Raw genomic sequence first — 25,607 nt, 5'->3', positions numbered from 1 at the left:
ATTAAAAATGAAATATCACTAGTTTCTTAGCGATTCCATATCAATAACAAAACGATATTTGACATCAGAATTTACTACACGCTCGTAAGCATCATTTATATTCTGCATATCAATCACTTCTACATCACTTACTACATTGTGTTCCCCACAAAAGTCTAACATTTCTTGGGTTTCTTTAATCCCCCCAATTAAAGATCCGGCTACACGTTTTCTACCCATAATCAAACTTCCACCGTGCATAGGCTCTAAAGGCTCTATTGCCCCTACCATCACCATTGTGGCATCAATTTTTAATAAGGCTAAGTAAGGATTAATATCATGTTTTACAGGAACTGTATTTAAAAGAAAATCAAAAGAATTAGCATGCTTTTTCATAGCCTCTTCATCTTTAGAAATAAGTACTTCATCTGCACCCAATCTTTTCGCATCTTCTGCTTTCTTTGGAGAGGTAGTGATCATAACCACTTTAGCTCCCATAGCGTGTGCTAATTTAATTCCCATATGTCCTAATCCACCAAGGCCAATTACTCCAACTTTGTCTCCTTCTTGTACATTCCAATGGCGTAATGGCGAATAGGTAGTAATACCAGCACACAATAATGGTGCAACTGCCTTTTCATCTAAATTTTTTGGAATAGAAAGCACAAAATGTTCTTCTACCACAATCATCTCTGAGTATCCCCCAAAGGTATGACCTCCCAAATGTTTATCTTTTCCATTATAGGTTCCCACCATTCCGTTCTCGCAGAATTGTTCAAGGTCATTTTTACAAGGATCACACTCTCTACAGGAGTCAACCATACAACCTACACCTACTAAGTCTCCTTCTTTAAAGTTAGAAACTTGGTTTCCTACTTCTACTACTTTACCTATAATTTCGTGGCCGGGAACTACTGGATATTTAGAACCTCCCCAGTCATTTCTTACGGTGTGAATATCACTATGACAAACCCCACAATACGTAATTTGTATTTTAACGTCCTTGTCTTTTACTTCTCGACGTTCAATATCTATTTGTTTTAAATCGGCGTCTTTATCTTGTGCACCGTATGCTTTTACCTGACTCATAATTTTATTTTTTATGTTCTTGCTTTCGTTTCGTAATCTAAATAACCTTCTTTACCAGGAACGTAAAAAGTGTCTTCATCCCATTTGGATAGTTCTACACCTTTTTCAAAACGCTCTACTAAATCTGGATTGGAAATGTAAGGTTTACCATAAGCTACTAAATCGGCATCACCATCTTCAATAACTTTATTTCCTTTTTCTTGATCAAACCCTGCATTAATCATTAAAGTTCCTTTATATAAAGGTCTATAGTGTTTTGCAATTTCTTCTATGGCATAAGGAACTTCCGATACATCGTTAAAAGGTTCAGATAAGTGTAGATAAGCTAAATCATAGTTATTTAATTTTGATACAATATAATCAAAAGTAGGTATAGTTTCCTCGTCCATTTCCATTCCAAATATACCGTGAAGAGAGGGATTTAAACGTAATCCTATTTTTTGCTCTGGCATTACCTCCTTCATTGCATCGATAACATCAAACAAAAATTTAGCTCTTTTCTCGATACTTCCTCCATATTCATCTTCTCGCGTGTTGGAAGTGGCATTAAAAAATTGGTGAAATAAATATCCGTTAGAAGAATGAATTTCTACCCCATCAAAGCCTGCATCCATCGCATTTTTTCCTGCGTTCGCAAAATCTTTAATAGTTCTTTTAATATCTTCTAAACTCATTTCCTTAGGTGTTACCGTATCTTTAAAACCATCTGGAGTATATGATTGCGAGTTGGGATTAATTGCTGAAGCAGATAAGGGCTTTTTACCATTATGAAAATCTGGGTGAGACATTCTACCTACGTGCCAAAGTTGAATAAAAATTCTTCCGTTAGCTTCGTGTACCATTTGCGTCACCTCTTTCCAACCTTCTACTTGCTCTTTAGAATAAATACCAGGCGTATTTACATAGCCTACAGCTTCTTCTGAGACTTGAGATCCTTCAGTAATTAACAACCCAGCAGAGAATCGCTGTTTATAATATTCACCTTGTAAATCTGCAGTAGCTTTTTTTTCTGGATTAGTAGCTCTACTCCGTGTCATGGGAGCCATAGCTATTCTGTTAGGTAGTTTTAATCCGTTAAGGTTATAATCTTGTAATAATGCTTGTTTTTTCATTTAGCTTAAAGTTTTCATAAGTAAATCGGCTACTTTTTCAGAAGATGCAGGATTTTGACCTGTAATCAACAATCCGTCTTGAACGGCATAAGGTTGCCAATCTTCAATTTTACTATACTCTCCCCCATTTTCAATTAGCATATCTTCTAAAAGGAAAGGAACAACGTTAGTAAGCTGAACCGCATCTTCTTCTTGATTCGTAAACCCAGTTACTTTTTTACCTTTTACTAAGGGTTCACCGTTAGAATTTTTAATATTTTTTAAAACCGCTGGAGCGTGGCATACAAAAGAGACTGGCTTATTGTTGTTGTAAAAACTTTCTATAATTTCTTTAGAATCTTTATCTTCTACCAAATCCCATAAAACTCCGTGTCCGCCTGGATAAAACAAAGCATCGTAATCTTTTTGGTCTACCTCTGAAAGTTGAAGTGTAGAAGAAAGAGTTTCTTGTGTCTCTTTATCGTTATAAAAACGTTTTGTGCTTTCTGTTTGGGCATCTTCAGATTCACTACTTGGATCTATAGGAGGTTGTCCCCCTTTAGGTGATGATAAAGTTACCTCATGACCTGCATCTTTTAACATGTAATATGGAGCTGCAAATTCTTCAATCCAAAAACCAGTCTTATTCCCTGTATCTCCTAATTTATCGTTGCTTGTAAGTACAAATAAAATCTTTTTCATAGTCAATTTTTTTTTCAGACAAATTTAGGAAGAATAACCTGTTTTTGAGGTTGACTTAAGTTAGGTGATAGCGTTAAAAAATGTTAATCTATGCTAATTCTTTACGAATGCGACTTAAACTTTCTGCTTTAATACCTAAATAGTTAGCAATGTGATAGTTTGCGAAACGTTTTTCCATAGTGGGATACTGTTTACAAAATTCTACATAGCGCTCTTTACTGTTTTTTTGTAAAGAAGATAAAATACGTTGTCTTAAGGATACAAACGCACCTGTAGTTTTTATTCTAAAAAATCTTTCGAACGAGGGTATGCGTTGGTATAGCGTTTCTAAAGCTTCTTTATGAATGGCTAGAAGTTCACAATCTTCATTTGCCTGTACGTATAACTTTGCAGGTTCTTCTTTAAAGAAAGCTTCAAAATCACTAATCCACCAGTCTTCTATAGAAAATTGAATGATATGTTGGTTATCGTTTTGGTCTAGATAATAAGCGATTAAACTTCCTTTTAAGATATAATATTCGTGTTCTACTTTTTCTCCAGGCCTGATTAGAAGTGTTTTCTTTTTTAAGCTAAGGTGTTGTAAAATGCTAAGAAATTCTTCTTTTTCCTTATCGGAAAGGGATATTATTTTTTCTACATGAGATATTATTTTACTCATTTACATATTGTTTTTATTATGATCTTCCATATCTTTTTGTAAATCTAATTTTCTTAATTTAGGAAAGAAAACTCCTGTACTTGCTACCGTTATCATAGTCATTGTCCCTCCAAACACCACTGCGGTTACCGTTCCCATAAGTTTTGCAGTTAGACCACTTTCAAAAGCACCTAATTCATTAGAAGAGCCTATAAACATAGAATTAACTGACGCCACTCTCCCTCGCATATGGTCTGGTGTCTTCAATTGAAGTATGGTTTGGCGAATTACCATAGATATCCCATCGGTTATACCACTAAAAAATAAAGCCATTACAGAGATCCAGAAAATATTAGACATTCCAAAAGTAACAATACTTGCTCCAAATAAAAATACGGCTAATAAGAGTTTTAATCCTGCATTTTTATTTAAAGGAAAATAAGCTGATGTAAACATAGTGAGTAATGCACCTACCGCTGGAGCTGCCCGTAAAACTCCAAAACCTTCGGGTCCGACTTTTAGAATATCTTGCGCAAAAACGGGTAATAAAGCTACTGCTCCTCCAAAAAGTACGGCAATCATATCTAAAGTTAAAGCTCCAAGAATTACTTTGGTATTAATAACAAACTTTACTCCCTCCCGAAGACTTTTAAATACATTCTCTCCAATATTAGGATTTAAGATAGGTTTTGTTGAAATTTGAGATAAACCGATTAAGGCCACTAATGAAAATCCAAAAATAAGACACATCGACCAATGAACGCCTATCCAATGTATGGAGAAACCTGCTAATGCCGGACCTAGAACTGCCCCCATTTGCCAAACCGAACTACTCCAAGTAGCTGCGTTGGGGTATACTTTTTTAGGAACAATTAATGAAAATAGAGAAAAGATCGTAGGTCCCATAAAAGCGCGAACAATTCCGCCAAGGAAAACCAATCCGTAAATAGCATATAGTATATAGTTTTGTTCGTAGCCCGAAATGATCTTAGGCCAGGTTAAAAGAAATAAGCCTATGCTAATGACCGAGAAACCAAATAGGCACTTGAAAAGTAACTTTTTCTTTTCCTTTTGATCTACAATATGTCCTGCAAATAAAGCCAAAGAAACAGCAGGGATAACTTCCATAAGACCAATGATTCCTAGTGAAAGCGGATTTTTAGTAATGCTATACACCTCCCATTCTATCACAATAAATTGCATGGACCAAGCAAAAACCATGGCAAACCTTACCAGTAAAAAAATATTAAATTCTTTATAACGCAAAGCTGCGTATGGATCATTTTTAGACATTTAAATATAAAAGGTAATTGCTTATCAAAATTACGGGTTTTACCTCAAAGATGTCTAGAAATCTTATTAAAGTTCTCTTTAGATTTTGCTGTTAAAGGAAGTTAAAGTCTAAGACGATACATAGAGTTTTCTGTAATTTAAAAATAAAAAACTATGAAGACTAAAAACAATAAGCCAGAGGATTACAACAGTGAAATTACACCACAAGAAAAAGAACGTTTAAATAATGAAAACGTGCATACCGATGGTGGTGACGATGAAGTCTTAAGAAATCGCAAAAGAAAGCCAGATTTTGAAGGGAAAGATCTAGATGTTCCTCATTCAGATAAAGCAAAGAAAAACAGAGGAACTACTGGGTTAAAAGATGAAGAAAACGATATTTACAGTCAAGGTGGTAATAACAATGATTTGGAAGAAGATCATAGTACAAAAAACTAAATACTCCAGTTTTAAGTAAAAGCAAAGCGTCTCTTATTAGAAGACGCTTTTTTTATATGTATCCGCTTTGTTTTAGCTAACTTTGCAATCTTATTCTATATTTTTATGATTGCCCAAACCTATAAAGAACAACTCTATCCTACTTTAAAAAAATACTTCGGTTATGACACGTTTAGAAGTCAGCAAGAAGATATTATTACACATGTTTTAAATAAGGAAGATGTTCTGGTTATTATGCCTACGGGTGGTGGTAAATCTATTTGCTATCAACTTCCCTCTTTACTATTAGAAGGTACTACATTGGTTATTTCCCCTTTAATCGCCTTGATGAAAGATCAAGTAGATGGTTTAAAAGCAAACGGGATTGCTGCAGCCTATTTTAATAGCAGTCAGAGTAGTGAGGAACAGCAAGAGATTATCAAGCAAGTCTATGAGCGACAATTAAAACTCTTATATGTAGCGCCTGAGAGTCTTTCCGCCTTGAGCGACATTTTAAAACCTATTTATTTTAACTGTATCGCTATAGATGAAGCGCATTGTATCTCATCTTGGGGTCACGATTTTAGGCCTTCCTATCAACAATTAGGATTCTTAAAGAAAACTTTTTCAGAAACTCCTATTATTGCACTTACCGCTACTGCGGATAAAGCTACGCGGCAAGACATTGTAAAACAGCTAAACATTCCGCATGCCCAACAATTTATCAGTTCTTTTGATCGAAAAAATATAGAAATTGAAGTGCGACCAGCAACTAATCGAGTGGCACAAATACTTCAATTTGTAGAAAAAAGAGAAGGAGAATCGGGAATTATCTATTGCTTAAGCCGAAAAGGAACCGAAACTCTAGCTGAAAAACTCCAAAATAAAGGTATTGAAGCTACCGCTTATCATGCAGGTTTAAACTTTGAGCAACGATCTAAGGTTCAAGAAGATTTTATTTTTGATAAAACTAAAGTGGTTTGTGCTACTGTTGCTTTTGGAATGGGAATCGATAAATCTAACGTTAGGTATGTGATTCATTACAATATGCCTAAAAATTTGGAAGGCTACTATCAAGAAATAGGAAGAGCTGGAAGAGACGGACTTCCCTCCCACGCTTTACTTTTTCATACGTATGCAGACGTAATTCAGCTAAGGCGTTTTACCGAAGGTGCGAGTAATGAGGAATTACAAAATGCGAAATTAGACCGGATGACACAATTTTCTGAAGCTACCGATTGCAGAAGAAAAATACTATTGGGTTATTTTGGAGAATTATTAGCGGAAAACTGCGGAAATTGCGACGTATGTAAAAATCCTCCAGAATTTTTTAACGGGACGGTGATTGCACAAAAACTACTTTCTAGCATTGCAAGGCTTAAAGAAGCGGCTCCAGCAGGAGTTGTGATCGATGTATTGCGAGGAGCACAAAACCAAGTCATCTTAGAGAAGAATTACCAACAATTAAAAACTTATGGCATTGGAAGTGATATTTCTTGGAGAGACTGGCAGCATTATTTAACTCAGTTAATCAATCAAGGATATTGTGAGATTGCTTTTCATCTTCATAATAGTTTACAACTCACGGCATTTTCTAAAAAGGTATTATTTGAAAAAGAGAAGGTATTTTTAACTAAACCACAAAGTCTTAAAGAACAAAAAGAAAAGCAACAAAAAGCGGCTAAAGAGACCACTAAATCTAAGCCAGATAGTCTTTTTGAACGTTTAAGAAAATTGCGTTATCAAATTTCTTTAGAAGAGAACATACCCGCTTACTTAGTGTTTAATGATGCTACCTTAAAAGAAATTGAAAGAGAACGTCCCCTAAGTGAGAGCGAATTTGTGAAAGTTAGTGGTGTAGGTCAGCGTAAGCTAGAAGTTTACGGAAACGAATTCATTGCTGTAGTAAGAGAGTATCTTAAATCTAAACCTAAGAAGAAAAAGAAAAAAGGAGATACTTACCTTAAAACCCTTAAGCTTTTACAAGAAAAAAAATCTATAGCAGTAATTTCTAAAGAAAGAAATTTAAGCGAAACTACCATTTACTCTCACTTAGCAAAATTATATGCCGAAGGGAAAGACATCCCTATCTATAATTATGTGACTCAAGAAGTGGTACAAAAAATTAAAAAAGCTAAAGCGGAATTAAAATCACCCGAGGGTCTAAAACCTTACTATGAGTATTTTGAAGAGCAAGTCCCATACCATAGTATTCGTTTAGCTTTGGCGGTAATAGAAAAATCAGGAAACTAAAAATAATTTCCTGATTTTCATACGTTTAAAATGCATTACTTCAATAAAAGAATTACCTCTTTTCAACGAAGTTAATATCTAATTTTTTTGAAATTTCTTTCATCAACTCTATTTCATGAGGAAGAACTAAAGCGATAGAAAAACCTGTTTTTCCTGCTCTTGCCGTTCTACCACTTCTATGTGTATAATACTCTAGTTGATCTGGTAATTGATAATGAGCTACAAAACCTAAATCTTGAACATCGATCCCACGAGCAGAAACATCGGTTGAAACCATAAATTGGATGCTCTCATTTTTAAAGGCACGCATAGCTTTTTCACGTTCTTTTTGCTGCATATTCCCTTCTAGGGCTTCAACAGAAAATCCTTCCTCTTTAAGCAGCTTGGTCACTTGCTGTGCATTAGCTTTGGTACGGGTAAAAATAATCCCGCGTTCTTGTTTTCTAGAATCTAGGAGATTGATAAGAACTGAGTCTTTGGTATCTCTTGAAACTCTTATAAACTGATGAGTAATATTTTCATTAATAATCGACTTTTTATTAGTCTCTACACGCGCTGCTTGAGGAGACATATATTTTTTTACGATCTGCTGAATTCCTTCTGGCATCGTAGCTGAGAATAACCAAGTTGATTTTTGTCTACCCGTTTGCTTTAAAATTTTATTTAAATCGTCTTTAAAACCCATACTCAACATTTCATCGGCTTCGTCTAAAATGAGAGTTTTTACGTTGGTTAATTTAATATCTCCACGTTCCATTAGATCTACGAGTCTTCCTGGTGTAGCGACTACAATATGTGTAGGACGTTTTAGATTTCTAATTTGAATGTCTATTTTTTCTCCCCCATAAACCCCTTCCGTAAAGATTTTATTATCGGAGTATTTCGTAAACTTAAAAAGCTGCTTCTTTATTTGGAGCACCAACTCTCGTGTAGGAGATAATATTAGCGCTTGTATTTGTGGTTTTTCGGTATCAATTTTTTGTAAGATAGGTAAACCATAAGCTGCGGTTTTACCTGTACCCGTTTGTGCTAAACCAATAAAATCGGTTTCACTGTTTAATAATAAAGGAATCGCTTCCTCTTGAATTGGAGTTGGGTTAATGATATTTAGTTCTTTTAAGCCTTTAACTAAGTTACTATCTACTCCTAATTCTAAAAATGTATTCATTTCTTCTTTTTTTTGCAAAGTTAAACGAAATGTTTGCACCAACACCGTTAATAATTAAAAACTCAAAACTATTGGTTTACGTTAAGTATTATATCTTTACTCTTTCTAACTATTTTCATTTATGAAGAAAAACAAAGTGATGCTTATTGCTGAAGGTACTTTTCCGTTTAACGGAGGTGGTGTTTCTACTTGGTGCCAAACGCTTTGTAATAAAATTAAAAATGCCGATTTTTACTTGTATTCAGTCAACGCGGTGTTTGAAAGTAAACCCAAGTATGAATTAAGTCCGAATATAAAAGATATTATACAAGTTCCGTTATGGACGCCAGATGAACCTTATGATTATATAAGTTATGGCGATGAGTATTATAAAACGGTGGGGAGAAAAGAATGGACTTCTGATGAGGTGGTAACCGAACGTTTTATTCCTTATTTTGAGGCGTTGTTAGAAGTTATTTATAGCGAAGAGCAAGATATGCTGCTTTTAGATAACTTGTTTTTTGAGCTTTGGTTATATTTTGAAGATTATGACTTTAAGAAAACGATGCAAAGTCAACCTACTTGGGACACTTACGTAAAGATTTTATCTGAAGCTATTGTTGAAGAACGAAACTCCAATGCGACTCTATTTGATTTGAGTATTGGCCTTCGTTGGATTTATAGATTTTTAATTCCGTTGGCTATTGTCGATGTTCCTAAAGTAGATATTTGCCATTTAACCATTAGCGGTTTTGCGATTATTCCTGCTTTAATTGCCCATTATAAGCATGGTTCTAAAATTATGGTGACAGAGCATGGCGTTTTTATAAGAGAGCGTTTGTTGGCTATCAATCAATCGGGTTATCCTTATTTTTTAAAGAATTTACTGATTAAATTTTCTGAAACCATTGCTCGACTGGCTTACCATAAATCTGAAGTTATTGCTTCGGTAAATAAATTCAATCAAAAATGGCAAAAACTTTACGGAGCAGATGAAAACAAACTTAAAGTGATCTATAATGCTGTAGATAAAGATGTTTTTAAACCTATAGATCTTCCTGAGAAAAAAAATCAGCCTCCCACGGTAGTAGCTTTAGCAAGAGTGTTTGACCTCAAAGACATTCACACAATGATTAGATCTTGCGCTGTAGTGGTAAAAGAAATCCCGAAAGTACAGTTTCTCGTTTACGGAGATGATAAAGCGGTACCAGAATATACAAGTTCTTGTAAAAGTTTGATCAAAGATTTAGATTTAGAGAATAACTTTAAGTTTATGGGACCTAAAAGCAATCCGCATTTAATATTTCCTGAAGGAGATATTTCTATTTTAACTTCTATTTCTGAAGGTTTTCCATACACGGTAATAGAATCTATGAGTTGTGGGATACCGGTTGTAGCTACAGATGTTGGAGGTGTGAGTGAAGCTTTAAATAAAGAAACAGGAATTATTTGTAAACCCAAAAACTATCAACAAATTGGGGAAGCTGTTATTAAGTTATTGAAAGATGAGAACTTAAGAGCTTCTATGGGATTAAAATGTAGAGATAGAGTTTTAGAACATTTTACCTTAGAAAACCTTATAGATGAATATGAACTTATTTATGATCAATTAGGCTGTAGAGAAAGAGTATGAGTAATCCAAGTCTAAATTTAGAAGATTTAATTCAGCAAATTAAAGACCTTAACGGAAAACCCGTTAATAAGTTTGCAGTTGCGGCAACGATTGAATCTTTAGGAATAAGAGATATCGATGTAAAAGAAGATTATGGTTACTCTTCTATTTTAGCTTTAGCTATTTACATTTTTGAGCTTCTTGACTCCCCTGCTTATGCCAATCTAAAAAACAGTAAACAAAAGGAATTAGAACAAAAAGACGAGGAAATAATTAGAGTTTCTAGCTACATAACTGTAAGGAACAAGTTATTTATTAAAGATTATAGCACTGGACTTATTCATTTATTCCCAGTTTTTTTTCAAATATTTACCATTATCGTTTTTGGTTTTTCTCTATGGACTTATGACGGTTTTAATGGACTTCAATCTACAGCAGTAGTATTGGGTGTTATTTTAGGTTTAATAACAACTGGAGGTTTTGTACAAGTAATAGGAAAACAGGTTTCTTTTTACTGGTATAATAGTGATTTTCATATGACCAAATATGCCGTATTAGGAATTATTAAAATGGGGCTCAAATCTATTTTATTTCTGTTTATAATCGCATTGGTCTTTAATTTTTTTATTCACTTATATCCTTTTTTATTCCTCTTAATAGTATTTGTATATGCTTTTTTCATAGGAGCTTTGCTATTATTTATTGCACCATTATACACGATTAAGCAACGCTGGATGATTAGCGTTTCAATTCTTTCTGGATCAGCTACCAGCTTATTATTATACTTTTTTACACTATTACATGTTTATTTTATCCATTGGATAGGAATTTTAGTCTCTATAACTATAGCCATTGTTTACCTTAATTACTTCTTTAAAAAAACCATAGAAAACAAAGAAGCTTATACGAATGAGAAGCCAAAAATCATGTTGGCTATTTACCGCAATTTTGATTATTTCTTTTACGGTATTCTCTTGTATTTATTCGTTTTTTTAGATAGAATTATAGCTTGGTCTTCTACTCTAAACACCAATTTACCGTATATTATTTATTATGAAAAAGATTATGAAATTGGTATGGATTTGGCCATTTTGGTATTCTTCTTACTAGCTGGAGTATTGGAATATAGTATTGTATCCTTCAATCGGTTTATGGAGTATTATCAACGAAAGTTGAAATATCAAGAAATCGAAAAGTTTAATTCTAAATTATATAAACTCTATAAAAATCAGTTAAAAACATTTTTTATCAGCAGTATCATTATAGCTGCTTTTTTATATTTAATAATTACTCAACCTTGGGGCTATAAAGCAGGATTTGATGAGCAATTGTCTACATTAAGTCTCAAAGTGTGTGTAATAGGAGGTTTTGGATATTTATTTCTTACCTTAGGAATGTTGAACGTATTATATTTATATACTCTAAATCAGCATCAAAAACCTCTTATTTCGCTTATAGTAGCATTTGTCATTAACTTGGTCATAGGAGCTTTATTAAGCCGAATATTATCTTATGAATATAGTGTTATAGGCATGATGGTTGGCTCATTTGTTTTTATGGTGTTAACCTTCAGGACCACTAAGAAATTTTTTAAAAATTTAGATTACTATTATTATGCAGCATATTAAAATTATATTCATACTTATGGCTTTTTGGAGTTTTCCTAAATTGAGTACCGCTCAAACCAACGATCAACAAAAAGTACTATTTTGTTACGGCGATTTTTATCCCGAACAAATAAAAGGTTACACTTATGTGATTGTAGAATCTTTACATTTCTCACGAGAAGATATCCATATTTTAAAACAAAACAACACTTACGTATTTGCTTACATTAGTTTAGGAGAAGCAAATAAAGATGGGATTCTTTATAATAAAATTGAACCCTATGTTTTACAAAAAAATGAAATCTGGAACAGTTACGTCATCGATATTGAAAACAAAGAAACTTATGTAGCCTTAAAGAAAGAGTTTATTTACAATTTAGAAGAACAAGGGTATGATGGCATGTTTTTAGATAATATTGACAATTACACTATTTACGGTCCAACTCCCGAAAAAAAAGAGAGTCTTATTCAATTTCTAAAGGAAATAAAAGAGTTATATCCCAGTAAAAAACTCATGCAAAATGCGGGGTTACTGATTACGGAGGAAACCAACCCTTATATAGATTTTATAGCTATTGAGTCTATTGCTACCAATTACGATTTTGATAAAAATAATTATAGACTTAGAAAAGAAAAGGATTTTCTAGAAATGCTAAGTGAGCTGAAAAGTATTCATAAGAAATATAATATCCCTGTCATTTTAATAGAATATGCGATTACTAAATCTTTATATAAAAAAGTAGCTAAACGAGTAAAACCAACAGGCTGGCCGTATTTTATTGGCAATATAGATTTACAAGATATACCCAAAACATTAGATTAATGTCATGCTATATTTAGAATCTGTATTTATTGGTGCTTTAAGAATCATTGGTTTTTGCCTTATCATATTTGTGGTAAAAACGATTGTTTCTGCAAAAAAGCAATCTCAATTTGGGTTTGATTATTTAATCCCAAGGCTGGTTACTTTTTTGAGTGTAATTATTATTACAGGTTTTCTCCTTACTCAGTTAAATGCTTACGATTCATTTGTACTGCTAACTATTATCTGGGTTTTTATGCTTCTTATTTTTTTAAATTTAAATAAAAAAAGTCCTTTAAAAACTCAGTTAAAAATAATAAAGACCAGATCTTTAATTTATATAGTAAAAACAATTGAGAATAGGCAACCCCTAATCAATTTTAAAAAAATTAAGAAGAAACGTGCGGCTTTACAAACTTCTAAAAATCCTAAGCAGAAGCTAAGTACAACTCATATTTACTGGCAAATAGGTATAGGTTTTTTTATGGGAATCTTAGGTTTTTTCTCACGGCTATATTTTTATAGATTCGATCGTTATGCTTTATCAGACATTTGGTATAAGGACTTGTCTAGAATGAAATACCTTTCTGACCAAGTGTGGTTTTTTCATTCTGGTTCCATGACAGGAGAATTTTTATTAATTAACCTTTACGGAACTCTTACAGGACTTAGTGATAGTATTGCCTTAGAATCTTTTGGACTTATAGAAGTAGCAATTCTAGCTTTAGTTATTTTTTGGTTTTGCTATAGATCTTTTAATAGGTCTTTCTTTCCTGCCTTAAGTTCAAGCTTATTTTTTATATTTTTTTATATGTTTCTGCCTATTAATATAGATTTATCTACTATGCATAAATCTGTGTTTTTAGCTTTAATAATCGGTTTACCCGCTATCCTGTTTATTCATTCTCCTAAAATACTGAAAGGAAAAATATCAACTTATTTTAGATGGATGATTTACATTTTTACTGCCACCTTCTTAATAAATCTCTTTGTTGCGATCTATGTATTATTCCCAATAGTTTTATTAAGCTTTTTGTTAAGGTATAAAGATGTATACATTCGAAAATCGTTTTATGCCTATTCCATTTCTGCCGTTTTTATATTTTTAATGCATTATATAGCAAGTATAGTATTGGGGCAAGATTTTCTCAATTTTATAGCTTCTAATATTTATGCTTACAATACTTACACTTACGCTCCGCAATTAGCAGTTCCTATAGACCAATTATTGTTAATTTATGGATATCTCGCCTGTAGTTTAACTGCATTAGTTTTACCTTTTGCTGTAAAAAACATAAAAAAATGGAGTCTTATATTGATATTATTGATTCAGTTGGATTTATTACTCTTAGCCGCAATATATAAAGTAGATTTTATCGATTTAGATTTGTTAAATCAAGCTTTAACGGTTTTTATTCCTATTATGGCTGGTATTTTTTTCTACTTTATTAACTTGTTTTTTGAAACTATAATGAAACCTAAGAGAGAATTTATCGCTGTAAAGTTATTGCTAAGTTTATCGATAATTGGAATGGTTCTTTTTTCCTTATATGATGATACTATTGCAAAAATTCCTTTTAGAAAAGAAGTGAAAAATGAACAAGTTTTAGCCGCCTATGACAAGATTGAAAATGATCTTTTGCCCTATTCCTATGGAGTGGTAAACGATGAGCAAACTAAAGTAATTAGTATGGGAAATCATTTTTTCCTTACCTATAATTACTTTTTTTCAGAATACTTAAACCAAGATCTAGAATATTTTAAAAACAAAGAAAATCTCATTTATCTAAGAAACAATCCTGACATTATACCTCCTAAAAGTATCTTGGTATTTGATTATAAAGATCGAGAAAACAGCATTCAAATAGAAAAAGCTTTACAAACTTTAAAACAAAGAGGGAGAAATATTCGTATATTTTATAAAAACAGTTTAGTAAGCGTTTATGAAATCATAAATGAACCTAAACAGTCTCACGTAAGAGAGTTACTTTTTTAGAACTTATGAAGCAATTTTATATAGCTTACAAATTTATTTTTCTTTTTACGCTTTCTTTTTTAGTAAGTTGCCAAGCAGATCAGAATGATCAAGATTTCTTACCAGATCTAGAATCTATTAATAGCCCTTTGGTCGCATTTGTAAAAAATAGCTCCTCTAAGAAAAACTTACTTTCAAGTAAGCAATTTTCAAAAACTTTAGAATATGCTAAAATTCCACATCGATTTATTACGGGTAACGAATATAATTCAGCAGAAAAAATACCCGCACAATTAAGAGTTCTTGTTTTTTTTGATACAGAATTTTTTTCTGAACAAGCCATAAAGAAAACCATTGCTTTTATAGAAAATGGAGGAACAGTGGTATTTGCTACTTTAGATGACTCAAAGCATCTAAAATACCTTAGCGGAATAAAAAAAGAGGGAGAATTAACCTATAACACATCGGCTCTAGGATATCATTTTAAAACTAATTTTTTACCTAATTTAAAAGGGAAAAAGACTAATAATAGACAAACTCACGTTGGTTTTACAAGAACAAGTTTCAACGATAACATTGCTGTTTTAGCTACAGCATTTAACGATGATAATTATCCAGTCATTGTGGAGAATAAACTGAGTACAGGGAATGTTATTCTTTTTAATAAATATGGAGAACTAGAAAAGCAAGATCGCGGTTTACTTTTTGCAGCCATTCTTAGCGGATTAGAAAATATCGCTTATCCCATTGCGAATGTAGCAACCATTGCTTTAGACGATTTTCCTGCACCGCTCTACCCTATTTTGAGTGAACCTATAAAAACTGAAATGGGAATTACTCAAAAACAATATTATAATAAAATATGGTGGCCAGATATGCTTGCTTTAGCAGATAAATATGAATTAGATTATTCTGCTTACGTCTGCTTTGATTACCGTAACAAAACTGAACCTCCTTTTTTATTTTCGGAATGGGAGTTGTCCTATTCAGAAAAAAATGGAATCAAAAAATATACTTCTGATATTTTAATGGAGTCGTTTAAAAGTAACCGTCACGAACTTGCTTTGCATGGTTATAATCATCAATCTCTGGTAAAAACTGACTGGCCTAACCAAAAATATATGGAGTTAGGTTTAAAAACTGCTAAAAAAAGATGGAAAGGAAGTAGATATGGTAAATTGCCTGTCACTTATGTACCTCCCTCAAACACAATAGATAGTATTGGTTTTCAGGCTTTGGAAGATGCTTTTAAATCGATCAAATACAATTGTAGTCTTTATTTAGGAAATTTTAAAGAAGGGGGTGATAGAGAGTTTGCTGTAGAACCTTATAACGATCATTTCTATAATTTTCCTAGAATTTCTAGCGGTTATGTAATGGATGGGGATGAACAATTTAATGCGCAATCTCTTTTTTTATACACGGGAATATGGAATCACTTTATTCATCCAGATGATGTTTATCAAATTAAAAGCGAAGACGGTATAGCTGCTGCAGGAAATTATGAATATAGAAATAAAGAAAACTACGGATGGAAAATTTCTAAAGACGGCTCTCCTGGTTTACTTCCTAGATTCGAAAATTATTTAAAAGAAATTCAAGGCGTCTTTCCACTTTTAGATTTTGTCACTGTTCACCAAGGAGCGATGAATACTCAAGATTGGCAAAAACAATCTTATAATAGAGAAATTTGTAAAGATTTTCATTTGGTAAGCAATGTAGAAACTTTAGAAAATGATCAATATTGGTTTAATTATGTAAAAAGGAAAAACACTGCCAAAACAGAACATTTTCTCAAAAATAATAACCTGCAGTTTTCTAAGACTCCTTTTTTAGAAGGATTTCTATTTCAAATTAAAACGTCTAATGCTCAGTTAAAACTTCCGCCAAGGCAATTAAAAAGAAGTAAAAAATTAAAGCTTTATAAAGAGTATTTAGCATTTAAAAGTAAAAATCTCTACAGTCAAGAAAATAACTATAAAACTTTAACCGAAAAATATTTAGCTGAAGGAAATGTACCCTTAGCTATTTATCACCTTAAAAAAACATTAAAGGCTAAAAAAGCCTCAACAAAAGAGTTATTAGATTTATATACCTATTTAGGGTGGCAAGGTAAAAGTTCTGAAATTTGGGAAACTTTACATACCCAATTACAAAACTTTGGTCCCAGTAAAGAGTTAATAAACGTTAGTATTTCTATAAGTGAAAAAGAGGCTTTTCCCAATAAAGAGGAAGCAAAAGTATGGCTTCCGCTTCAGCTAAATAAATACCCTAAAAATATCCTTTTGCAACTCACTTATCTGGCAAATTTTGGTGTTTATTACAAGGATCAACCAATCTCAATTTTAAGTATAACCAATTTATTAAAAGATAGTTCGAAGCATAATAAGACGAAAAATTTATTAGATGAACTTTCTTATAATTTTCCTTCCGCATTTTTAGACCTTATAAAAGAGCTTTCTCCTTGTGCTAAAAATTATTCATTCTTAGCAGAAAATATCACTTGGCTTTACGCCGATAAGGAAGAATATACAAAGGCAGTTGCTTGGTCTAAATGCACTACAATTGATGAAAAAAATATTGAAAATTGGCGTATTCAAACGGGAGAATTTGACTTCTTAAAAGAAACCAATTATTCTAAATATGTAGAATATTTACTTTATAACAAACCTAGACAAGCACTGCGGGAGCTTATTAATAAAAAGCCTTGTACTTTACAGCTATCCCCTTCGCTTCAACAAGATATAGCTTACGCTTTCGCGGAAACAGGAACTCATAGAAAAGCTTTAGAGTGGTCTAATTGTGTAGAAGATTTTTATGTAATTGATCAACTTATTTGGTATCAAGAATTAGGAAATATTGAAGCTATAGAATTGGTGATAAAATCTATGGAAGACACTAATCCAGATAAAACAAAAGCAAATGTTATGCTTATAGATTATTATTTAGGAGAAGGAGATATAGTAAACGCTTGGAAATGGGTCAATGATTTACCAGATTCACCTACAAAATTGAAGTACCAGCAACTTTTAAATAAGGATGTTATATATGCTTCTACCAAAAACCAAAAGTTCCTTTTAAAGAATTACCCCAATTTATTCTACCCTCAAGTAACAAAAAAAATAAAGCGGGAAGTGATTAAAAATGAAAATGATTTTATAGAAACAACATCGGTTCTTGTAGCCGACAGGTTAGAACCCACCACATTGGGTAATAAATTAGCTTATGGGTTTAGAGATAGAAATTTAAATACTCATAAAATTGGGGTAACTCAGTTTAATGCTTATCAATTAAAAACTAACCATCCAGAAGATATTAATCATTATTTATACGGAGCAGAATATTCTTTTAAAAGAAAAGAAAGAGATAGTAAAATAAATTATAGCGGTAGCTTAGGAGCGCAAATAGATCAAAAAAGTGACGTTTTTGTCATGGCCTCTGTAAATGTAAGTTACGCCAAAGATAGTTTATACAGTTCTGCTCAATTATTAGTACAGCCTGCTATAACCGGACCAGCTTATAGTTTAAATATTTATCAGACTCAATTAAATATTTATGAAGAACTCACACTAAAGAAAAATTATACAGGCATTGCTAACTTAGAAACCAATTATTACAGTGACGGAGTTTTAGATGCAACACTTACGGGAAAATTTAGTAAAAGCTTTTTATGGCAAAAAGATCATAGCTTTACACCCTATTCAGAAATTTCGGGTACGCTAGGAAACACTAACAGAGAAGATGGATATCCTTATTGGAGTACGAAAGAACGTTTATTTGGAGGATTGGGATTAACTTACACTTTAAAAAATGAAACTACAGGCATTGAATTGAATTTGGATGCTAGCGCTTTTATAGATACTTACTCAGATAGTTTTCAGCGTTACATTGGTAATCTAAAACTTCCTGTTACTTCTAGATTTTATATTAACGCTAATGCGGAATTTTATACGTTAGAAAATTTCTACTCTAACAACTTTAATTTAGGTTTAAAATATTATTTAGGTAAAAATTAAATCTTAATGGTATTATAAATGTTTAGGAAAGATACAAGATTTCTACGTTATTGTAGATAAAACACAAAATATGGATATGAGCATACTAGCCAAAAGTGAAAGACAATTACTCGTTTTATTCCATTCTGATAGTGAATTGGGTAAACAATGTAGAGCACAAGCCGAAGCTTCAGATGCAAAGGCTTTAACGATAGATTTAAAAGAGACTAAAATCACAGGAACCGAGTGGGCAGAAATTGCAGAAATGCTTGGTAAAAATGTTTTTGATTTAATACAGCAAGATCATCCTACTTTCAAAAATAAGTATGGCGATACTAAAGTGAGTTTAGAAGATCACGATGCAATGAAGGTTTTAGAAAATCACCCAGAGACGCTTGTTTATCCTATTGCTATTAGAGGAGAAAAAGCTTTACAAGCTAGCAAAACAGCCGACATATCTAAGCTATTTAAGCCAGATACTGGAGAAATTGAAAAGAAATAGTATCTCTCGGTTATTACCAAATTTTTACTAAAAGACTATTAAATAGTTAGGAAAAATGTCATTATAGATGTATCTTAGAGGTAACAAAAAACTTAACTATGGATATAAATTTTAATTATGTACACGTAAAAGCGAGTACACGCTTAGAAGAAGTTGTAACAGAAAAAATTAATAAATTAAAAACCAGATTTGATTTTTTAGTTGGTGCTGAAGTTTACTTTAAAACTGAAAATTCATCATCAACAGATGAAGGTAGAATTTGTGAAATTAAACTAAGTTTACCAGGTCCTTTAGTATTTGCCTCTGCAAATGAAGAGAATTTTGATATGGCAATTAGTAAATGTACAAATGAGATAAAAACTCAGCTTCAAAAGAGAAAAGAGAAAATGCAAACGCATTAGTTGTAACGCATATTTAATTAAGAAAAGGTCTTGTAGTTAATTACAAGACCTTTTTTATGCATTCAACTTTAATTTTAGTTCTTTATAATATTAAATTAAGATCCCCAAACTTTAAGAGTATTAATTTTATTGACCATTAGTTTCATATTATTCTAAAAATTTATACTTTTTAAGATCAACCAAAACAAGATTTGTTAATATAAAGCTATAACGTATATAGATTTAATCAAAAATTTCTATTTAACTGTCTTAGTAATATTTTAAAGGAGTTCATTTAATTTAAATAAAGCAATTAGATACAAAAAACCCACTCATATAATGAGTGGGTTTTAATGATAAAATAAAATTTATATACTACTAGTTCCCTGACTGTTGCTTTGCTTCTTCTTTAAGTTCTTCATTAGCAACAATAGCTAATTCAACTCTTCTGTTTTTTGCTCTTCCATCAACCGTATTGTTATCATATTTTGGCTGAGTTTCTCCGTACCATTTGGTAGTAAATCTTCCAGAAGAAAGACCGCTTGAGGTTAAGTAATCAGTTACAGATTGTGCTCTTTTCTTCGATAAAGTAAGGTTGTATTCTTCACTTCCTGTATTATCTGTATGTCCTTCAACTAATACGTTTGTATTAGGATATTCTTTAAAAATTCCGATAAGGGTATTTAAAGTTTCTTGAGATTTTGCATTTACACCAGATTTGTTGGTATCAAAGTAAACACCACTATTTTCATCAAATGTTACACTAATTCCCTCTCCTACTCTAGTCACTTCGGCACCAGGGATTTCATTCTCAATTTCTTGTGCTTGCTTATCCATTCTATTACCAATGTAAGCTCCTGCAGCACCACCTACGACACCACCTATAATGGCACCTAAAGCAGTATTATTTCCATCACCTACATTGTTACCTATTACACCGCCAATTACAGCTCCTCCACCGGCACCAATGGCACCACCTTTTTGAGTATTATTAGCATTTTTTATAGCGTCACACCCAGTTAAAAGAAAAGCAACTGCGACAATTAGAGCTAGAGATTTATTTACGTATTTCATAATTTTTATTGAGATTTATTGGTTAATGCTTTTAATAAATTCCATTCTAATTAAGAATGGCTTTCCTTCATAAGAAACAGTTTGTTCCCAAGTCATGTTATTTTCGCTTAGACTTGCTAATTTTAGTCGGTAACCTGTATCTACTTTTCTTGCGTTTTCTCCTTCTTTTAGCACTTTAAGTGTAAAGTTATAAAGACCAGTTGTTTGATTTATTTCTTGTACAGACCATACAAATTCTCTCATAGCTGTATCGCAACCAGAACCGCTTTGCATATAGCTACCTTGGTTATTATTAGATACAAAATTCCAACTAGAATTGGTAAAACATTTAGATGAAGCATCTTGGAATAAAGTAACGTCTACAAATCCAGAATTATTTGGATAAGTAATACTAGTTAATGTCCAATCTCCTTTAAAGGTTCTTTCTGCTTGTCTTTCAATTTTAGTAGTACCACAAGAAACTGCAACGATAGCTACTAAAAGCAATAAAACTGTTTTTTTCATAATTAATATTTGGTTGTTATGAGTTCAAAAATAATTATGAACTTCAGTTAAAAATTTAGAATTAAGAAAAATTAACGAAAACTTGTTAAAAAACACCTAAAAGTTGAGGGATTAATAAGCTATTAGTTTTTCTAGTTCTGTTTCAAATTCCGCTTTAGCGAGATATTGATCTTCTAAATTTTTTGAAAAAGGAATTGGGGTCTCTAAACTCCCTACTCGTTTTACAGGAGCATCAAGATATTCAAAACACTCTTCTGATATCATCGCCGAAATATCTGAAGCAATCCCTCCAAATAAACTGTCTTCTTGAAGAATAATCACTTTCCCTGTTTTCTTTACGGAATTAAATATAGCTTCTTTATCTAAAGGCTGTAAGCTTCTTAAATCTAATAAATCTGCCTGAATATGAGAGTTTTTATTTAAAACCTCAATCGCCCAATGAACACCCGCTCCATAAGTAATGATACTTACTTTATCTCCTTCCCTAAGCTGTGCCGCTTTACCAAAAGGTAAGCTATAGTAATCTACTGGTACTTCTTGACGAATACTTCTATATAAGGCTTTATGTTCAAAGAAAAGTACAGGGTTAGGATCTTCAATCGCAGTAGCCATCAAACCCTTAGCATCGTATGGAAAAGCAGGGTAAACAACTTTTAATCCGGGAGTTTTTGTAAACCAAGCTTCATTGGTTTGACTATGAAATGGTCCTGCACCTACTCCTGCACCACATGGCATTCTTAAAACAACATCGGCGTTTTGATTCCATCGGTAATGTACTTTTGCCAAGTAATTCACAATAGGATTAAAACCTGAAGAAACGAAATCACTAAACTGTAATTCTACGACAGATTTGATTCCGTTAATAGACAATCCCATGGCAGTACTTACAATCCCAGATTCACAAATAGGAGTGTTTTTTATACGTTCACGACCAAATTCTTCTAAAAAACCTTCGGTAATTTTGAAAACCCCTCCATAATCTGCTACATCTTGCCCCATGAGAATTAGATTTTCATGGCGTTGCATAGATTGTTTTAAACCTTGAGAAATAGCATCAATAAATCGAACTTCTTCTTTTTGTGATGTTTTAGGGAGTGTAGGTGTAAAATTAAAATGTTGGTATACATCTTTAATCTCATTCTCTACAGTAGAAGAAATTACCTCTTCATCATCAGCCATCTTAAGGTGTGCACTAATTTCTGCCTTTATTAAGTCTTCTTGGTGTGCTATTTTTTCTTCCGTTAAGATTCCTTCTGACAATAAATACTTTTTAAAATTTTCTATAGGATCTTTCTTTTCCCAAAAATCCATCAATTCTTGCGGAACATATTTGGTACCACTTGCTTCTTCATGCCCTCGCATTCTAAATGTTTTAAACTCAATTAAAATAGGTCGAGGGTTTTCTCGCATGCTTTCTGCAATCTCATTAACTTTAGTATATACTTCAATGATATTATTACCATCAATAATATGAGATTCAATTCCGTAGCCAGCACCTCTGTCAGCAAGATTTTCACACTTATATTGTTCTGTTGTAGGAGTTGATAATCCGTATCCATTATTTTCTATACAAAATAACACTGGTAAATCCCATACAGATGCGATGTTTAAAGCTTCGTGAAAATCACCTTCGCTTGTCCCTCCTTCACCTGTAAATACAGCTGTTATTTTTTTTTCTTTACGGAATTGATGCGCTAAAGCGATGCCATCGGCTACACCTAATTGCGGACCCAAATGCGAAATCATTCCTATAATTTTATACTCTTGAGTACCAAAATGAAAACTACGGTCACGACCTTTAGTAAAACCAGATTTTTTCCCTTGCCACTGAGAGAACAAGCGATGAAGCGGAACTTCTTTAGCAGTAAAAACTCCCAAATTACGATGCATGGGAAGTACATATTCATCAGGGAACAAACAACTGGTTACTCCTACCGATATAGCTTCTTGACCAATCCCACTAAACCATTTAGAAATACGCCCTTGACGAAGTAAAATGAGCATTTTTTCTTCAATAAGCCTAGGTTTTAGCATTTTAAAGAAAAGTTGAGTAAGTTGATTAGAATCTAAGGTAGTTGAAGAATAACTTATTTCGGGAAGCATAGTTTATAATTACATTTTAGTTAATCAAATTTAAAAAGAATTAAATTATACGTTAGACTTTTTTATATATAATTTTCATCAACAATAGATTTATTTTAAAAACGAATAATTTTAAAAATAAATATTTTATAAAAGCTTTTTTTATGTTATAACTGAGTAATTATAAAAGAATGAAAGAATTTAATTAACTTTGTTAGATAACCAGAATTTGAATACATATGTCAATGAATAATATACCAAGTGTAGATCTTTCAGATTTTTTGTCTGATGATCCTAAACGTAAAGAAAAGTTTGTAAACGAAATTGGTAAAGCTTATGAAGAAATAGGTTTTGTATCTTTAAAAAACCACTTTTTAAGCGATGATCTTGTAAGTGAACTCTATAAAGAAGTAAAGTCCTTTTTTGATCTTTCTTTAGAGACTAAAGAGAAATACGAAATCGAAGGATTAGGCGGACAAAGAGGTTATATCTCTTTTGGGAAAGAGCATGCTAAGGGAAAGAAAGAGGGCGATCTAAAAGAATTTTGGCATTTTGGTCAAGAACCCTCAGAAGATGTAAATTTAATAGAAGATTATCCAGAAAACGTTCAGGTTGAAGAGCTAAAAGACTTTAATAAAACCGGGATGGAAGCTTATAGAATGCTAGAAAAAACAGGAATTTATGTTCTTCGTGCATTAGCCTTATATATCAATTTAGACGAAAACTATTTTGATCATTGGGCGAGTAATGGTAATAGTATTTTAAGACCTATCCACTACCCTCCTATTACTGAAGAACCTAAAGGCGCAGTAAGAGCTGGAGCTCACGGTGATATTAATCTTATTACTCTGTTAATGGGTGCTTCTACTGGCGGTTTACAAGTATTAAGAAAAGATGGAGAATGGATTGATGCTATTCCTGAAGAAGACGAATTGGTGATAAACGTAGGTGATATGTTAGAAAGACACACCAATAATAAATTGAGATCAACTATTCACCGTGTGATCAACCCACCAAAAGAACAATGGTCACAACCTAGGTATTCAATTCCATTTTTTATGCATCCTCGTAGTGAAATGAAATTAGATTGTTTAGAAGAGTGTATTGATGAAAATCACCCTAAGCAATATGAAGATATTACTGCCGGAGAATTTTTACACCAGCGATTGGTAGAAATAGGTTTGATTAAAGAAGATAAAGCATAGTAATTATGGATTTAAAAGATCAGTTAAAAAATCTTTTTCCAGATCACGAAGTCAGTGAACCAGAAAATCATGAGGAGGACCAAAACGGAATTTGGTTACAAGACGATCCGCTTATTTGCAAATATGAAAAAAGAAAAGGTAAGCCTGTTACCATCATTGAAGGTTACACAGGAGCCGATGAAGATTTTAAAATTTTAGCTAAAGACCTCAAAACAACTCTAGGTGTTGGCGGATCTACTAAAAATGAGCAAATCATTATTCAAGGTGATTATCGTCCCCAAATTATGGAAATGTTAAAAGAAAAGGGCTTTCAAGTAAAGCGCGTTGGTGGATAATTCTCGTACACTACATATCATAAATGGTGATAGTGTTTTAACCTCTTTAATTCATCTAAACCTTAACGGAAAAAAATTCGTTTGGAGAGAGATGCTTTGCGAGGGACCTACAGAAATACATCTTAATACTTCAAGTTTTAAAGAAGTTAGAAAAGCTTTTTTATCTAAGTATTATCATATTCCGCCAAGTGAATATGAAGATAAATTTATATCTCAATTTTCTATTCTTGAAAATAATCAATATTCTGAAATCAACTTGTGGTTTGAATATGATCTGTTTTGTCACATGAATATGCTGGCAGCTATTCAGTTGTTATCCGATTTAGAATTTGATATTCCTATTTACCTTATCTGTAGCGGAAGAATTAAAGGCGAAAACAAATTGAAAGGTCTAGCCGAATTAACTTCCGAAGAAGTTAAGCAAGAATACGAGAATCGTATTTTACTAACAAAAGATGATATAGAGCTTGCTTTACATATTTGGACGCTTTACAACGAAAAAAATCCAAAAAAAATAGTTCCCTTACTTAGCAAAGATTCTAATTTTAAATATTTATCAAGTTGTCTAAGGGCTCATTTAGAACGATTTCCTAACGCTACAACAGGATTAAATGTATTAGAAGAAAATCTTTTAAATTTAATAAATAACTACCATATTACTTCTGCCCATCAATGGTTAGGGTATAGCTTACAATATCAAGGCTATTATGGTTATGGGGATTTACAAATGCAAAAATTAATTGATAAGTTAAGTAATTTTACGGTCTACACAAAAGATAGGTTAATTCTCAATGAGAAGGGAATGTCTATTATAAATAACGAAGAAAACTTTTATAGAGAGATGAAGGATAATATGGTTTTTGGTGGAGCCTATAAATATGATTTCCTCTACAATAAAGACTCTCATAAGCTATTAAAATTATAAA

At 32.3% G+C, this 25,607-nt stretch carries 21 protein-coding genes; 12 read left to right on the top strand and 9 right to left on the bottom strand.

The window, feature by feature from the left end; translation table 11 throughout:
* Positions 1 to 18: 18 nt before the first annotated feature.
* The 5 genes from LX95_RS04370 to LX95_RS04350 all read right to left on the bottom strand — a co-directional run bounded on the left by LX95_RS04370 (position 19) and on the right by LX95_RS04350 (position 4,791).
* Positions 19 to 1,068 (bottom strand): NAD(P)-dependent alcohol dehydrogenase, encoded by a 1,050-nt coding sequence (locus LX95_RS04370; RefSeq protein WP_111540218.1) that lies wholly within the window; start codon positions 1,066 to 1,068, stop codon positions 19 to 21.
* 11 nt (positions 1,069 to 1,079) lie between these two features.
* Positions 1,080 to 2,180 carry an alkene reductase gene (locus LX95_RS04365; protein ID WP_111540217.1) on the bottom strand — a complete coding sequence of 367 codons (1,101 nt, stop codon included), beginning with the start codon at positions 2,178 to 2,180 and terminating at the stop codon, positions 1,080 to 1,082.
* Positions 2,181 to 2,861 carry a type 1 glutamine amidotransferase domain-containing protein gene (locus tag LX95_RS04360; protein WP_111540216.1) on the bottom strand — a complete coding sequence of 227 codons (681 nt, stop codon included), beginning with the start codon at positions 2,859 to 2,861 and terminating at the stop codon, positions 2,181 to 2,183.
* 88 nt (positions 2,862 to 2,949) lie between these two features.
* Positions 2,950 to 3,519, bottom strand: a complete 570-nt coding sequence (locus tag LX95_RS04355) for a Crp/Fnr family transcriptional regulator (RefSeq protein ID WP_111540215.1) — start codon at positions 3,517 to 3,519, stop codon at positions 2,950 to 2,952.
* Positions 3,520 to 4,791, bottom strand: coding sequence for an MFS transporter (locus LX95_RS04350; RefSeq protein WP_111540214.1), 1,272 nt, complete (start codon positions 4,789 to 4,791; stop codon positions 3,520 to 3,522).
* A gap of 153 nt (positions 4,792 to 4,944) precedes the next feature.
* Here LX95_RS04350 and LX95_RS04345 point away from each other — a divergent pair, with 153 nt between their 5' ends.
* Together LX95_RS04345 and recQ are read left to right on the top strand one after the other, a co-directional pair.
* A complete protein-coding gene (locus LX95_RS04345) occupies positions 4,945 to 5,229 on the top strand; it encodes a hypothetical protein (protein WP_111540213.1) in 285 nt (94 codons plus the stop codon).
* Positions 5,230 to 5,334: 105 nt separating this feature from the next.
* Entirely contained in the window at positions 5,335 to 7,461 is a 2,127-nt protein-coding gene (recQ, locus tag LX95_RS04340; protein ID WP_111540212.1) for a DNA helicase RecQ, read from the top strand.
* 52 nt (positions 7,462 to 7,513) lie between these two features.
* Here recQ and LX95_RS04335 read toward each other — a convergent pair whose 3' ends face one another.
* Entirely contained in the window at positions 7,514 to 8,629 is a 1,116-nt protein-coding gene (locus tag LX95_RS04335) for a DEAD/DEAH box helicase (protein WP_111540394.1), read from the bottom strand.
* Positions 8,630 to 8,750: 121 nt separating this feature from the next.
* Here LX95_RS04335 and pelF point away from each other — a divergent pair, with 121 nt between their 5' ends.
* The 7 genes from pelF to hpf all read left to right on the top strand — a co-directional run bounded on the left by pelF (position 8,751) and on the right by hpf (position 19,502).
* Complete coding sequence (gene pelF, locus LX95_RS04330) at positions 8,751 to 10,241, top strand: GT4 family glycosyltransferase PelF (RefSeq protein WP_111540211.1); 1,491 nt, start codon at positions 8,751 to 8,753, stop codon at positions 10,239 to 10,241.
* Positions 10,238 to 11,848, top strand: a complete 1,611-nt coding sequence (gene pelG, locus LX95_RS04325; RefSeq protein ID WP_111540210.1) for an exopolysaccharide Pel transporter PelG — start codon at positions 10,238 to 10,240, stop codon at positions 11,846 to 11,848. The genes pelF and pelG overlap by 4 nt, the downstream gene beginning before the upstream one ends.
* 16 nt (positions 11,849 to 11,864) lie before the next feature.
* Positions 11,865 to 12,650, top strand: coding sequence for an endo alpha-1,4 polygalactosaminidase (locus LX95_RS04320; RefSeq protein WP_170116576.1), 786 nt, complete (start codon positions 11,865 to 11,867; stop codon positions 12,648 to 12,650).
* 4 nt (positions 12,651 to 12,654) lie between these two features.
* A complete protein-coding gene (locus LX95_RS04315) occupies positions 12,655 to 14,625 on the top strand; it encodes a hypothetical protein (RefSeq protein ID WP_111540208.1) in 1,971 nt (656 codons plus the stop codon).
* 5 nt (positions 14,626 to 14,630) lie between these two features.
* The gene (locus tag LX95_RS04310; protein ID WP_111540207.1) at positions 14,631 to 18,620 is read left to right on the top strand and encodes a DUF2194 domain-containing protein; all 3,990 of its coding nucleotides are present in this window, start codon (positions 14,631 to 14,633) and stop codon (positions 18,618 to 18,620) included.
* A gap of 76 nt (positions 18,621 to 18,696) precedes the next feature.
* Positions 18,697 to 19,101 (top strand): arsenate reductase family protein, encoded by a 405-nt coding sequence (locus tag LX95_RS04305; RefSeq protein ID WP_146240736.1) that lies wholly within the window; start codon positions 18,697 to 18,699, stop codon positions 19,099 to 19,101.
* A gap of 98 nt (positions 19,102 to 19,199) precedes the next feature.
* Positions 19,200 to 19,502 (top strand): ribosome hibernation-promoting factor, HPF/YfiA family, encoded by a 303-nt coding sequence (gene hpf / locus LX95_RS04300; protein ID WP_111540205.1) that lies wholly within the window; start codon positions 19,200 to 19,202, stop codon positions 19,500 to 19,502.
* A gap of 357 nt (positions 19,503 to 19,859) precedes the next feature.
* Here hpf and LX95_RS04295 read toward each other — a convergent pair whose 3' ends face one another.
* From LX95_RS04295 to LX95_RS04285, 3 genes are all read right to left on the bottom strand, one after another.
* Positions 19,860 to 20,555 carry an OmpA family protein gene (locus LX95_RS04295; RefSeq protein WP_111540204.1) on the bottom strand — a complete coding sequence of 232 codons (696 nt, stop codon included), beginning with the start codon at positions 20,553 to 20,555 and terminating at the stop codon, positions 19,860 to 19,862.
* Positions 20,556 to 20,570: 15 nt separating this feature from the next.
* A complete protein-coding gene (locus LX95_RS04290) occupies positions 20,571 to 21,059 on the bottom strand; it encodes a lipocalin family protein (protein WP_111540203.1) in 489 nt (162 codons plus the stop codon).
* Positions 21,060 to 21,170: 111 nt separating this feature from the next.
* Positions 21,171 to 23,162: an alpha-ketoacid dehydrogenase subunit alpha/beta gene (locus tag LX95_RS04285; protein WP_394340388.1), complete on the bottom strand. Its 1,992-nt coding sequence runs from the start codon at positions 23,160 to 23,162 to the stop codon at positions 21,171 to 21,173.
* Between the two features lie 224 nt (positions 23,163 to 23,386).
* On the opposite strand from LX95_RS04285, the gene LX95_RS04280 reads away from it, so the two are divergent.
* The 3 genes from LX95_RS04280 to LX95_RS04270 are packed head-to-tail and all read left to right on the top strand — an operon-like array spanning position 23,387 to position 25,606.
* Positions 23,387 to 24,346, top strand: coding sequence for an isopenicillin N synthase family dioxygenase (locus LX95_RS04280; RefSeq protein WP_111540202.1), 960 nt, complete (start codon positions 23,387 to 23,389; stop codon positions 24,344 to 24,346).
* Between the two features lie 5 nt (positions 24,347 to 24,351).
* On the top strand, positions 24,352 to 24,681 hold the full coding sequence (locus LX95_RS04275) for a translation initiation factor (protein ID WP_111540201.1): 330 nt from the start codon (positions 24,352 to 24,354) through the stop codon (positions 24,679 to 24,681).
* Positions 24,674 to 25,606, top strand: a complete 933-nt coding sequence (locus LX95_RS04270) for a DUF1835 domain-containing protein (protein WP_111540200.1) — start codon at positions 24,674 to 24,676, stop codon at positions 25,604 to 25,606. The genes LX95_RS04275 and LX95_RS04270 overlap by 8 nt, the downstream gene beginning before the upstream one ends.
* Position 25,607: the final 1 nt, after the last annotated feature.

The sequence above is a fragment of the Mesonia algae genome, assembly GCF_003253545.1.
GTDB classification, from domain to species: domain Bacteria; phylum Bacteroidota; class Bacteroidia; order Flavobacteriales; family Flavobacteriaceae; genus Mesonia; species Mesonia algae.
The sequence above is the reverse complement of the archived record's forward strand: the minus strand, read 5'-3'. Positions and strand labels throughout refer to the sequence as shown.

Excerpts from the sequence above, each read along its gene's own strand:
- LX95_RS04370 (WP_111540218.1), bottom strand. The coding sequence starts at position 1,068 with ATGAGTCAGGTAAAAGCATACGGTGCACAAGATAAAGACGCCGATTTA.
- LX95_RS04365 (WP_111540217.1), bottom strand. The coding sequence starts at position 2,180 with ATGAAAAAACAAGCATTATTACAAGATTATAACCTTAACGGATTAAAA.
- LX95_RS04360 (WP_111540216.1), bottom strand. The coding sequence starts at position 2,861 with ATGAAAAAGATTTTATTTGTACTTACAAGCAACGATAAATTAGGAGAT.
- LX95_RS04355 (WP_111540215.1), bottom strand. The coding sequence starts at position 3,519 with ATGAGTAAAATAATATCTCATGTAGAAAAAATAATATCCCTTTCCGAT.
- LX95_RS04350 (WP_111540214.1), bottom strand. The coding sequence starts at position 4,791 with ATGTCTAAAAATGATCCATACGCAGCTTTGCGTTATAAAGAATTTAAT.
- LX95_RS04345 (WP_111540213.1), top strand. The coding sequence starts at position 4,945 with ATGAAGACTAAAAACAATAAGCCAGAGGATTACAACAGTGAAATTACA.
- recQ (WP_111540212.1), top strand. The coding sequence starts at position 5,335 with ATGATTGCCCAAACCTATAAAGAACAACTCTATCCTACTTTAAAAAAA.
- LX95_RS04335 (WP_111540394.1), bottom strand. The coding sequence starts at position 8,629 with ATGAATACATTTTTAGAATTAGGAGTAGATAGTAACTTAGTTAAAGGC.
- pelF (WP_111540211.1), top strand. The coding sequence starts at position 8,751 with ATGAAGAAAAACAAAGTGATGCTTATTGCTGAAGGTACTTTTCCGTTT.
- pelG (WP_111540210.1), top strand. The coding sequence starts at position 10,238 with ATGAGTAATCCAAGTCTAAATTTAGAAGATTTAATTCAGCAAATTAAA.
- LX95_RS04320 (WP_170116576.1), top strand. The coding sequence starts at position 11,865 with ATGGCTTTTTGGAGTTTTCCTAAATTGAGTACCGCTCAAACCAACGAT.
- LX95_RS04315 (WP_111540208.1), top strand. The coding sequence starts at position 12,655 with ATGCTATATTTAGAATCTGTATTTATTGGTGCTTTAAGAATCATTGGT.
- LX95_RS04310 (WP_111540207.1), top strand. The coding sequence starts at position 14,631 with ATGAAGCAATTTTATATAGCTTACAAATTTATTTTTCTTTTTACGCTT.
- LX95_RS04305 (WP_146240736.1), top strand. The coding sequence starts at position 18,697 with ATGAGCATACTAGCCAAAAGTGAAAGACAATTACTCGTTTTATTCCAT.
- hpf (WP_111540205.1), top strand. The coding sequence starts at position 19,200 with ATGGATATAAATTTTAATTATGTACACGTAAAAGCGAGTACACGCTTA.
- LX95_RS04295 (WP_111540204.1), bottom strand. The coding sequence starts at position 20,555 with ATGAAATACGTAAATAAATCTCTAGCTCTAATTGTCGCAGTTGCTTTT.
- LX95_RS04290 (WP_111540203.1), bottom strand. The coding sequence starts at position 21,059 with ATGAAAAAAACAGTTTTATTGCTTTTAGTAGCTATCGTTGCAGTTTCT.
- LX95_RS04285 (WP_394340388.1), bottom strand. The coding sequence starts at position 23,162 with ATGCTTCCCGAAATAAGTTATTCTTCAACTACCTTAGATTCTAATCAA.
- LX95_RS04280 (WP_111540202.1), top strand. The coding sequence starts at position 23,387 with ATGAATAATATACCAAGTGTAGATCTTTCAGATTTTTTGTCTGATGAT.
- LX95_RS04275 (WP_111540201.1), top strand. The coding sequence starts at position 24,352 with ATGGATTTAAAAGATCAGTTAAAAAATCTTTTTCCAGATCACGAAGTC.